At 36.5% G+C, this 12,184-nt stretch carries 6 protein-coding genes; 5 read left to right on the top strand and 1 reads right to left on the bottom strand.

Going from position 1 to position 12,184, the window contains the following annotated elements; genetic code table 11:
* Positions 1-2: 2 nt before the first annotated feature.
* Positions 3-908: a transporter substrate-binding domain-containing protein gene (locus tag ACFIJP_RS03085; protein WP_375625485.1), complete on the bottom strand. Its 906-nt coding sequence runs from the start codon at positions 906-908 to the stop codon at positions 3-5.
* A gap of 1,351 nt (positions 909-2,259) precedes the next feature.
* Between ACFIJP_RS03085 and gyrB the strand changes: the two genes are divergently transcribed.
* From gyrB to ACFIJP_RS03110, 5 genes are all read left to right on the top strand, one after another.
* On the top strand, positions 2,260-4,692 hold the full coding sequence (gene gyrB / locus ACFIJP_RS03090) for a DNA topoisomerase (ATP-hydrolyzing) subunit B (RefSeq protein ID WP_375625486.1): 2,433 nt from the start codon (positions 2,260-2,262) through the stop codon (positions 4,690-4,692).
* Positions 4,693-4,809: 117 nt separating this feature from the next.
* Entirely contained in the window at positions 4,810-5,592 is a 783-nt protein-coding gene (ubiE, locus tag ACFIJP_RS03095; RefSeq protein ID WP_375625487.1) for a bifunctional demethylmenaquinone methyltransferase/2-methoxy-6-polyprenyl-1,4-benzoquinol methylase UbiE, read from the top strand.
* A gap of 2 nt (positions 5,593-5,594) precedes the next feature.
* On the top strand, positions 5,595-7,181 hold the full coding sequence (ubiB, locus tag ACFIJP_RS03100) for a 2-polyprenylphenol 6-hydroxylase (RefSeq protein ID WP_375625488.1): 1,587 nt from the start codon (positions 5,595-5,597) through the stop codon (positions 7,179-7,181).
* Positions 7,182-7,249: 68 nt separating this feature from the next.
* On the top strand, positions 7,250-8,671 hold the full coding sequence (coaBC, locus tag ACFIJP_RS03105) for a bifunctional phosphopantothenoylcysteine decarboxylase/phosphopantothenate--cysteine ligase CoaBC (protein WP_375625489.1): 1,422 nt from the start codon (positions 7,250-7,252) through the stop codon (positions 8,669-8,671).
* A 1,854-nt stretch (positions 8,672-10,525) separates the two neighbouring features.
* Entirely contained in the window at positions 10,526-11,245 is a 720-nt protein-coding gene (locus tag ACFIJP_RS03110) for a sulfate transporter family protein (protein WP_375625490.1), read from the top strand.
* Positions 11,246-12,184 lie beyond the last annotated feature (939 nt).

Consider the following 12,184-nt stretch of genomic DNA (forward strand, 5'->3'; position numbering starts at 1 on the left):
CATCAATAAAAACTTATTGGAAAATACCGCAAATAAAGTTCTGTAAGTTTACCATCCTCTTCTAGAGATTTCAGCGCATAATTGAGTATATCAACCAATTTTTCATTCTTTTTTCCAACAGCAAGCTGCATTCCTTGTCCCAATAACTGTGGCGCCATATATGCCCCCCCAACAAAATGACAGCAATCAACAGATTTTTGTTTTTTGAACCATAACGATAAAGCAAATCCATCATCAAAAATAAGGTCAATTTTACGCTCCTGTAATGCTTTATAGAGCTCTTCTCTCTTTTTAAATTCTTGCCATTTTGCTTTAGGAAAATAATGATGAAAGAGCTTTTCGTGAATACTTTTAGACAAAACACCACTGGTTAAATGCACCAATTTATCGCTTATTGGCTCATCGAGATCTAAAAGTCGAGAAGCAACAAATCGCGCTGGAAAGCGCAAATATGACTTTGTAAAAACAAGATCTTGCTGGGTTTTACTTGTTTCTTTTAAACCCGCAATAATGACTTCTGCACCACCATTTTTAACATATTCTACAAGCTCTTTCCAAGGAATTACTTCTACTTCACAAAGCTTCTCTAATTTTAATTTTGAGCAAATAGCGCGCAATAAATCGATATTATAACCTGCAAGATGCCCCGTTTGATCAAGGAAATTAAAAGGAGGAAAATCAAAAGTTGTTACAAAACGCAAACGAAGAATATCCGTCGTATCAGGTTGTACCAAATGTTCATGCGAATCAAAAAAAGAAGGCAACCTTTCAGCTTCTCCGTAAGAGGAAAATAGAACCCCCCCTGCTACAAATAAAATACGAATAAAAATATTGTATGGATTATTGAATAAAAAGTACCATAAACGCAATTGAAGATGTTTTATATATATAGATTTTTTTATTTTCAAAATCTCTCCCCCATTTTTAAAGCTAAGATGCAACCCTTCTCAATTATTATCTAACGCACTTCACCAAAATATCTGGCGTTTAATAAATAAAATTCTTGCTATTTATAAAAAGTAATTTGAGAGAAAGGCGATTTGATTTTTTAAATATAAGAAATAAGCTGTACATACTTTAGTGGCACACTCCATTTTATCAAAACCATTTTCTTGCGTATCACAACCAGAGGGAGTATATAGACACTATTAAAGAAAAGAGTAAAAATACCCTTCAAATGCCGAGGGTTTTCTCAACATTAAGGTTGCATCAACATTTAAGAACCGGAAAATAAAATGATGATGCTGGTTTGTGCCTTATTGTCAATATGGGCAAAATGAGGGACATGAATCTTGTAGTATTCACAGGGTATTTTGCGTTATACTATTCAAACATCGTTGTAAAATGAGTTTAGGAACATTGAGAGATGTTTCTTAAAAAAGCGCGTGAATAACAGTGCAATGGGGCTTTGTTTTAAATAAGGGACGTAACCTCCATTACAGAAATGAGAAAAACAAAAGCGTAAGACAATGCGTCATCACCCCCATTCTTTAAAAACATCGCCGTAAACGTTTTTAAAAGTTGTAAAACTGAATAAAAGAACGATAGTGGAAACGTGCTTTTACATTTACGCCTTTATATTTTCCACATTTTAAAGATAACATAAACTAATATACACAGTCTAATATACCCAATATTTTCGCCTCAATCTAATATACAAAAATTTGAGCTGCTTAGAGAGCTCGTAACCTTTGTTTTAAATATACGGCAGCATTAGAATTGAAAATTGATTTATGGATAAAACAAGTAAGACCTTTGTTAGTTTAACACAAAAATGTATAACTAATTTTGAAACATCACGCATATGCAAAAATAAACAAAATAAATAGCATCATTATTGTAAAGCTTAATTGACCTCATCCCCACTCTCAAAGGAAAAGGATTCCTATTAGCGTTGACGTCTAGACAATCCTGCTTCTCTCGACTAATTCCTCGGGGCTATCCACTCATGCGCTTCATTTAACTAAAGATTATACAAATAAACCCTGCTCCGAATATTCACCACGCACTTTAAAAATACTTAATGTATCAAGGTAGTGCTTACTTTCCTTATATCACCGCCCTAAATGACGGAGTTTTACGACATAACAGTACAATCTCATTTCATCATTCTCTTCATTATATATCGACAGATATTGAATCTAGTTCTGATATACGGTAAATGTTTAATGTGGTTATTCCATAAATAACTGATCAGAACATTAAGCTTTAAAAAAGCAGATAGAATATTGTAAATTGAACACAGGAATGGACTAACTTATGAGTGATGAAATAACCTCAGCGGCACAAAGTGATGATTATGGCGCTTCTTCTATCAAAGTCCTCAAAGGTCTTGATGCTGTACGCAAACGTCCTGGTATGTATATTGGTGATACTGATGATGGATCAGGTTTACACCATATGGTCTATGAAGTTGTAGACAATGCTATCGATGAAGCTTTAGCTGGTCATGCTACTCTTGTAAACGTCACACTCCATGCTGATGGTTCTTGTTCTGTTCGTGATAATGGACGTGGGATTCCAACAGATATCCACCCAACAGAGGGTGTTTCTGCAGCTGAAGTTATTATGACACAGCTTCATGCCGGCGGAAAGTTTGATCAAAATTCTTATAAAGTTTCAGGTGGATTACACGGTGTTGGCGTCTCAGTTGTGAATGCATTATCCGTTTGGCTTAAATTGCAAATCAGACGGAATGGTAAAATTCATGAAATATCATTTACCCACGGAGTGGCTGATGCTCCATTAAAAATTATTGGCGATTGCGATAAAGAAAGTGGAACAGAAATCAGATTTTTACCAAGTTCTGAAACTTTTACTATGGTTGAGTTTGATTTTGAAACTTTGGAGCGCCGTTTACGGGAATTGGCCTTTCTAAATTCTGGGGTTTATATTCTCCTTGTTGACGAGCGTCATGCTGATACTAAATCAGTTGAATTACATTATGAAGGTGGATTAACGGAGTTTGTCAAATATATTGATCAATCAAAAAAAGCCCTGCTTGATAATCCTATTTACATTGCAAGTGAAAAGGATGGTATGAGCGTTGATGTTGCCCTATGGTGGAATGATTCTTATCATGAGAAAGTCTTGTGTTTTACCAATAATATTCCTCAGCGTGACGGTGGAACTCATTTGATAGGTTTTAGAAGTGCCCTTACGCGTCAAATTAATGGCTATGCTGAATCTTCAGGTATTGCTAAAAAAGAAAAAGTGAACTTAACCGGTGATGACTGCCGTGAAGGATTAACAGCTATTCTTTCTGTCAAAGTTCCTGATCCAAAATTTTCTTCACAAACAAAGGATAAGTTAGTCTCTTCTGAAGTGCGCCCTATTGTTGAAAGTTTGGTCAATGAAGGTCTTTCAGTGTGGCTGGAAGAACATCCTCATGAAGCAAAACTTCTTATTAGTAAAGTGGTAGAAGCTGCAACAGCACGTGAAGCAGCACGTAAAGCACGTGAGCTCACAAGACGAAAAGGGGCGCTTGATATCACTTCTCTGCCAGGAAAGCTTGCCGATTGCCAAGAACGTGATCCTGCAAAATCAGAAATCTTTATTGTCGAGGGGGATTCGGCTGGCGGTTCAGCAAAAAGTGGGCGCTCACGTCAAAATCAAGCAATTTTACCCCTTCGTGGTAAAATTCTCAATGTTGAACGAGCGCGTTTCGACCGCATGCTTTCATCTGATATGATTGGAACACTTATTACAGCTCTTGGAACGTCTATCGGTAAAGATGAATTTTCACCGGATAAGTTACGTTATCATAAGATTATTATCATGACAGATGCGGACGTTGATGGAGCCCATATTCGAACTTTGCTGCTTACTTTCTTTTTTAGACAGATGCCCGAGTTGATTGAACGTGGACATCTTTATATTGCTCAGCCTCCTCTTTATAAAGTATCGCGTGGAAAATCTTCCCAATATATTAAAAATGAAGCAGCATTTGAAGAATTCTTGATCGATACTGGATTAGAAGAAACAACGCTTGAGCTTTCAACGGGAGAAGTTCGTGCAGGGGCTGATTTGTATCAACTCGCTAAAGATGCTCGTATATTACGTCAACTTTTAGATGGTCTTCATACCCGTTATGACCGTAATATTGTTGAACAAGCAGCAATTGTTGGCGCTTTTAATCTTGAAGTCTTTGCAACACAAGAAAAAGCGCAAAAAATAGCAGATACTATAGCACACCGCCTTAATCTGATAGCTGATGATATGGAACAAGGTTGGAGTGGACAATATACAGCAGATGGAAACTTATGTTTTGAGCGTATTTTGCGTGGTGTTAAAGATGTTGTTACGCTTGATGTGGGACTTATAAATTCAACTGACGCACGCCAAATTGATCGCATTTCCCAAAATTTTATCGACATATATCATCTTCCTGTTCTTTTACGTCGCAAAGATAAAACAGAGCGTATTTTTGGTCCTATGAGCCTTTTAGAAAGCATTTTTACAAATGGTAAAAAAGGTGTTACTCTTCAACGTTATAAAGGCCTTGGGGAAATGAATGCTGAACAGCTTTGGGAAACAACGCTTGATCCTAATGCACGTTCTCTTTTACAAGTAAAAATTAATGATGCAACCGATGCAGATTCACTCTTTTCTCGTCTCATGGGTGATGAAGTTGAACCTAGACGTATTTTTATTCAAGACAATGCCTTAAGCGTTGCCAATCTTGATATCTAAAGGTACTCTTCTGTTTTTAGCTGTGTAAATGTCGCAGTTTTATACGTTGTTTTTTCGTATTTGAACATTCCCTCTTTATTTCATTTACGATAAAAGAAAAATAAGGAAGGTCAACACATGGCAGTTGAAACAGAACGTGTAGGAGCCAAGGGTGGCATGGAGCACTCTTTTGGTTTTACAAGAGTAGATGAAACACAAAAACAATCCATGGTGGATGGTGTGTTTCATTCTGTTGCTGAAAATTATGACAAGATGAATGATATCTTATCCTTAGGGCTACACCGTGTGTGGAAAAATTCCATGATTTCTTGGCTTTCCCCACCAGCACTTTCTCATTGGAAAGTTCTTGATGTCGCTGGCGGTACAGGTGATATTGCTTTTCGTATTCTTAATGCTTCACGCCAAAAAGCCCATGCTACAGTGCTTGATATTAATGGCTCAATGCTCAACGTTGGCAAAAAACGCGCACAAAAAAATGGTCTTGCTCCTCTGATTGATTTTGTTGAAGCCAATGCAGAAAATCTACCTTTTGAAGATCAAAGCTTTGACGCTTACACTATTGCTTTTGGAATTCGCAATGTTCCTCATATTGATCAAGCTCTTAGAGAAGCTTTTCGTGTTTTAAAGCCCGGTGGACGTTTTTTATGTTTAGAATTTTCAAATGTCGAGATGCCTTGGCTCGATAAAATTTATGATCTTTGGTCTTTCCATGCTATCCCTAAGCTGGGTCAATTTATTGCAAATGATGGTGATGCTTATCGTTATTTGGTTGAATCTATCCGCAAATTTCCTAAGCAAGATGATTTTGCCCATATGATCAAGCATGCGGGATTTTCGCGGGTATCGTACCGTAATCTCACCGGTGCGATTGCAGCACTGCATTCAGGTTGGAAAATTTAAAAATGGTGCAAATTTCCCCTTACTTTCAATTGATGCGTGCAGGATGGGTTTTAACACGTGAAGGTGTTTTAAGTGCTCTTCCTCATGATGACCTTCAAGGATTTCCAGCGCTATGTCATCGTATAGCGAGTGCATTAGCACGACGCAAAACAAAAAAAAAACAGCGTTCTGAAAATATTTCGTATGCCATTAATAAGCTTGGACCCTCTTACATAAAACTTGGTCAATTTCTTGCCACAAGACCTGATATTGTTGGGCGTGATATTGCGGAAGATTTGTCACAACTACAAGATCGTGTCCAAACATTTTCTTGCACTGCCGCTGTCGCTCAAATTGAAAGTTCTCTTGGTCGCTCTATCGATGATTTATTCATAAATTTTTATCCCCCCATTGCTGCCGCTTCTATTGCTCAAGTTCACCCAGCTGAATACAGTGATGAAACTGGTCATAAGAAAAAATGTGCTGTAAAAGTTATTCGTCCTAATATCAGAGCGCGTTTTTCTAAAGATCTTAGAGGATTCTATCTCATTGCTCACTTACAAGAGCGCTATATCCCTGCCTCTCGAAGGCTTCGTCCTGTTCGTGTGGTGGATACTTTAGCACAAACAACACGCCTTGAAATGGATTTACGGTTAGAAGCAGCAGCTATATCTGAAATGGCTGAAAATATTCAACATGATACAGGCTTTCGGGTTCCGCGTATTGACTGGGAACGGACAGGACGTAATGTTCTCACAATGGAATGGATTGATGGTATCAGAATATCCGAAATTTCCAAACTCAAAGAAGCAGGATTTGATTTGCAGGCGCTTGCCATTACGCTTATTCAATCTTTTCTTCGTCATACATTGCGTGATGGTTTTTTTCACGCCGATATGCATCCTGGTAATTTATTTGTAGATGCAAAAGGATGTATTGTTGCTGTTGATCTAGGCATTACAGGAAGACTTGGCAAAAAAGAAAAGCATTTCCTTGCTGAAATTCTTTACGGCTTTATTACCCGCGATTACCATCGGGTTGCACGCGCCCATTTTGAAGCAGGTTATGTTCCTTCATACCATAATATTGAAAGCTTTGCGCAAGCCAACCGCGCTATTGGTGAACCAATACACGGACAATCAGCACAAAGCATTTCCATGGCTAAATTGCTCACTTTATTGTTTGAAGTCACTGAATTATTTGACATGCAAACGCGACCTGAACTTTTATTGCTGCAAAAAACGATGGTTGTCGTGGAAGGTGTTGCCCGCACATTAGACCCCACTTTTAATATGTGGAAAGCTTCTGAACCTGTTGTCAAAGAATGGATTAGTAAAAATTTAGGGCCCGTAGGCGTTGCAAAAGACTTTAGTGAAGGAGCGCAAGCTCTCCTTTCGCTGGCACGCAAAACACCACAATTGGTTCAAAATTTCCAACGGATAGAAGAAGATTTAGATCAAATGAGAAAAACAGGTTTTAATCTTTCTCCTGCCACCCTCAAACAACTTGCTGTCGAACAAAGTCGCAGAAACCGTTATGGTCGTTATAGCCTTTTCATCATTGCGCTTTGTTGCGTTTGTCTCACTTTTTACTTTTTTCATCTTTTCTAATTTCCTTAATATGCTAAAAATATCAATAATGAAATCATTGCAATCATTTTATTTCTTGGAGGTATTTTATGGCCAGTATTACTATTCGTAACCTGTCTCCTGAAACCAAAGAAGCTTTGCGCATACGCGCCGCGAAAAATGGTATTTCTATGGAAGAAGAAGTCCGACGCCTTTTAAGCAATCCCACTCCTTACACCACACAACTCTCTCATACTAGTGCTGTTGAAGTGCAATCATTGAAATCAAAATCTCTCCTTCTTATCATTGGAGGAAGTATTGCATCCTATAAAGCACTTGATTTGATGCGCCGTTTACAAGAACGCGGAGCACACTTAAAAGTTGTGATGACAAAAGCAGCACAAAAATTTATTACGCCTTTAGCCGCTGAAGCTTTAAGCGGTAGTACTGTATATACTGATTTATTTTCACGCGAAGAAGAACACGATATTGGACATATCCGATTAGCACGTAATGCTGACCTTATTATTTTAGCCCCTGCTACAGCCAATCGCATTGCAAAAATAGCCAATGGCATAGGAGATGATCTGGCTGATTGCATCCTTTTAGCGGCACGCTGTCCACTCTTAATTGCACCTGCTATGAATCCGTCCATGTGGGCGCATCCGGCCACTATTCGCAATGTTGCACAACTGCGCGCAGATGGCGTTCATATCATTGGACCAGAAATCGGAAATATGGCTGAACGTGACGAGATAGGATATGGGCGCATGAGTGAACCTTTAACGATTGTCGCTACCATAGAGGCTCTTTTGAATGTGCATGAAAAACCTCTCTCTGACCGCCATTTCATCGTTACCTCTGGCCCTACCCATGAACCAATTGATCCGGTGCGTTATCTTGCTAATCGATCTTCAGGAAAACAAGGTCATGCCATCGCAACCGCTCTTGCGCATTTGGGTGCAAAAATAACACTTATTTGTGGACCTGTTAATCTTGCAGACCCACAAGAAGTAAAAACCATTCATGTTGAAACAGCACAACAGATGTTACAAGCCGTTCAAACCGCATTGCCTGCTGATGGTGCCATCTTCGTTGCCGCTGTTTGTGATTGGCGCAGTCAAACGCAGTCTTTACACAAAATTAAAAAGAATGCTCATAAAATACCACCATCCCTTCATATGGTCGAAAATCCTGACATTTTAGCAACGATTGGACACGCTCCAAATCGCCCCTCATTGGTCATTGGTTTTGCTGCTGAAACATGTGATATCATTGCCAATGCGCAAAAAAAATGTGTTGAAAAAGGAGCTGATTTCATTCTTGCTAATGATATTTCTCTTCAACTAGATGGCACAAGTGTCATGGGTGCTGATACAAATCAAGTTTATCTCGTGAGTAAGGAAAAAGTTGAACAATGGCCCCATATGAGTAAACAACACGTAGCGCAAAAATTAGCAAACATGATTGTATCATTTTTTGCCCCCCAAACACCTACTCCTCATGAGGAAAATATACCCCTTTGCAAATAATAACTCTTCAAACGCGTTGATATTAAAAAAACCTATAACATAGAACTGACAATAGGTGTCTATCCATCTCGATTGTTATATAATATTTTTGATTTATAATGATAACCTAGTATTGTTCATATTAAATTAGAATCCCGAATATCGTAAGATTCTCTCATTTCAAATCTCTCTCATGTTGAATCAATAAAAACCATTTTCTTGCACGTTGCAAAGAAGGATAGCCGTATGAATACAAAACGTTTAAGAAAGAACTAAAAACGCTTATAATGGACCGTCTCAAGAACAGAGCTGTCGAGCAATACTGAGAGAATGATGGTGCCCGCCGTGCTCTTTTATTAAGTGTAAAGATAGTGGTGCCCTATAAGTTTTATATTATTCACGAGAGCTTTACCCTTATACCATTCACAGGCACTGTTGGGAAATGTTTCTTTAAAAAATTGCCATAGTCTTCATACAAAAGTAGGATCTATTGCACCACTGTCTCCCCAGCTTATAAAAAAACAAGCTATCATTCACTTTGCCTATTATCAATTTTGAGAAAGCTCTTGCACTGAATAAAATTTATAAAAGCATTTTCTTTCTTCAATGTTTTTATCCCGATATTGCTCCTATTTATGATGTGCAAGTAAATGATTTTGATTATTTCATGATGAGAGCAGCTAATGAGAAAATATGACAACTTTATTTGAAGCTCTTATTCACTATGAAAAATAATGTAATAAATCAATGTATTTTAACATCTCAATACAATTTGAAGCATATCTTACACTGATGCTCATAAAGAGTGTAGATAAAATTCATTGCACCACTGTCTATAAGTTTATGAAACTGACGCCTTTATTATTTTCCTCAGTGATCGGTCTTTAAAATTAAATGTGTGTGTCCTCTCTCCAGCATACCAAGACCACAAAGACTAGAATTTGATCCATGATATCCTCACATTGTGATGTTTCATGAGAAGCATTTTTAGTCCTTTATCGAAAGCTTTGTATCCATACATTGGTCTCGCCTATAATGTGCAAGTAAATAATTTTTTGATGTTGAATAAAGGCTTTGAAATTAAAGAATATTTCTATATTTTGGATTCTTATTCAAGTTGAAAATGATCAATTCTCTTCATAAATTAATGGTGTTATTATCTAAAAATTATTTGATACATTGCACCACTTGTATGAAAAGTGCTTCAATGAATTCTTACTTCATTGCACTTATAGCTTTTAAAATTCAAAATCTCATCATTTTTAATCATCAGTGGTGTCTCCCACTCTTTGCTTCTTCTCAAGAAATTACCCTTCCATGGGATATGGACGATCAATCGCCTAAGCTTATTTTCCACTTCTATCATATTAATCATTCTGTTGCCCAAATCAGAATATCTACAAGCTACTACGTTACTCCGATTCCATTGAACTCAATATGTTTTGAATAAAAGCGAGAGGCAAAAGCATGCCGCCAAATAGTATAAAAGTACAGAGCATTAGGAATTGTACAAAACAATTAAGCACGTAGATAAACGAAGTTAGACAACACTACTGAATAAATAGAAGTCAACAACTTTCCTCCCAAATAGTTCTTATTCCTTAATTTTTCACATATATCATATAAACGCAATAACCTGCACTCTGTAGAAAAATATTAAAAATTTCTTCTACAACAGCTGCTTTTTAAATTCTTCTTGATTTTTAAAAATCAAAATTTCTATTTATTCAAATTTTATTTTAAACAAAGAAGCCTTAGCCGTTTTTTATAATGTTCTTGAAAAGAAATCTTGTAATTCAAAAAATAAAAAATTACACTGTGCATTCTTTAAATATATTTCTTGTTTTTTTGCTTCTTTCCTTAGTTTATTAATCTATGATTTTTACTGCTGCCTATCGTGCTTTACAACGTCTTCTGACCTCGCAATATAGTATTATGATACTGAAAGCATTGGGGATTACTTTTTTCATTCTCGCCATTTTATGGTTATGTGTGCACCAACTTTTTGTGTCTTACTTTTGGCCCTGGATTGCTCAGTTTCTTCCTGGACTCCCTAGTTGGGCGGGATGGATTGGTTTTAGCGTGCTTATCATTTTTAATCTTGGTTTGGCTCTTTTGTTGGCTTTTTTGATTGCACCAATCGCAGCTATGATTGGTGGTTTTTTCATTGACTCTGTTGCTGAAATCATTGAAAAAGAGGATTACCCAAACGAGCCTATTGGACAAGCTTTGCCGTTTCAGCGTTCTCTTATCATTTCCTTTAAATTTGTTATTTTAAGCCTTCTTGGTAATGGAATTGCTTTTATTTTATTCTTCATACCAGGTATTAATTTAATCGCTTTTTATGTTATTAATGGTTATTTGCTTGGTCATGAATATTTCTTGTTTGCTGCTTATCGTTTTCGAACAGAGCAAGATGCACGTGCTTTTTTACATACTCATTATACAACGGTTTTTGGTGCAGGATTATTGATAGCGCTTTTTGTTTCGATTCCAATTCTTAATTTATCAACACCGCTTTTTGCAGCCGCCTTTATGACATATTTACACAAAATGCTTTCCCAAAAGACCATGGCACGCATTACACAAAAATAATGTTACTTGACTTTAAGGCTAATAAAACTTGCCAGCCAAAGAAAGCATAATATTAAAATCTTATGCTTTATCTTTTATTAAAGCAATATATTGATTTATAAAGATAATTTATCGTTTCATAACATGAGTGAAAAACCTAAATATCATGAGGCTTTCTCATTTTAATCCTATCCATATTGGATCAATTGAAATCGTTTGTTAATATGTCATAAACGAAGGTGGTGTGTGGATAAAAGTACTTTCAAAAAGGCGTAAAATATCTTTTATGAATCCTCTCAATACAAACATTATCGTCACATTAAAACTGGAAAAGAGTATGATGGTATCGATTTGTACCTTCTATTTCAGTAAAAATGAAGAGCATAATGTATTTTATACCATTCATGGAGAGTGTACACTCTTCTGAGCACCGTCATAAGAGAGTTTTGGGGATTATTGAAAAATATCTGTGTAAAACAAGCACATGAATGAGTAATATGATAGCATTTTTGAGGGTATTCTATTTTAATTGTGAAAAGCGCGCGCTTTAAAAAAACCTTTTGAAAAAAATCTTGCTCTGATGTTAGCGTTTCGCTAATATGGTGTTATCATATACATTATCTTAAATGGATTATTTTAGCCTTGTTAACGCCTTATATTATAAGGTTTCTTTTCTTCAAAACTGTTGATACGAATGATTAATTGGATATTCATTTTTATTGAAAAATAAGGGGGTTGTTAACCATCGCAAGGAGTGAATTTTAATACCAAAGTAAAAAAATAAAAACATGTAAGTTCTTAAACTTATGAGAAATTTGTTATAGGGAATACTCTTCATAGATATGATTGTTATGATATTGGAAAATTAAAAAATTAAAAAACAAGCTATACGTACACTGATAAAAGTATTAAATAGGCTTCTTTGTTACACCGGTAAAGCAAATGTGACTGCTTAGGTTC

It is taken from the genome of Bartonella sp. MU37NMGALS, assembly GCF_042194015.1.
In the GTDB taxonomy this organism is placed as follows: domain Bacteria; phylum Pseudomonadota; class Alphaproteobacteria; order Rhizobiales; family Rhizobiaceae; genus Bartonella; species Bartonella grahamii.

What these genes read in the sequence shown, in the direction of transcription:
- coaBC (WP_375625489.1), top strand. Translation starts at nt 7,250, where the DNA reads ATGGCCAGTATTACTATTCGTAACCTGTCTCCTGAAACCAAAGAAGCT.
- ACFIJP_RS03110 (WP_375625490.1), top strand. Translation starts at nt 10,526, where the DNA reads ATGATTTTTACTGCTGCCTATCGTGCTTTACAACGTCTTCTGACCTCG.
- ubiE (WP_375625487.1), top strand. Translation starts at nt 4,810, where the DNA reads ATGGCAGTTGAAACAGAACGTGTAGGAGCCAAGGGTGGCATGGAGCAC.
- gyrB (WP_375625486.1), top strand. Translation starts at nt 2,260, where the DNA reads ATGAGTGATGAAATAACCTCAGCGGCACAAAGTGATGATTATGGCGCT.
- ubiB (WP_375625488.1), top strand. Translation starts at nt 5,595, where the DNA reads ATGGTGCAAATTTCCCCTTACTTTCAATTGATGCGTGCAGGATGGGTT.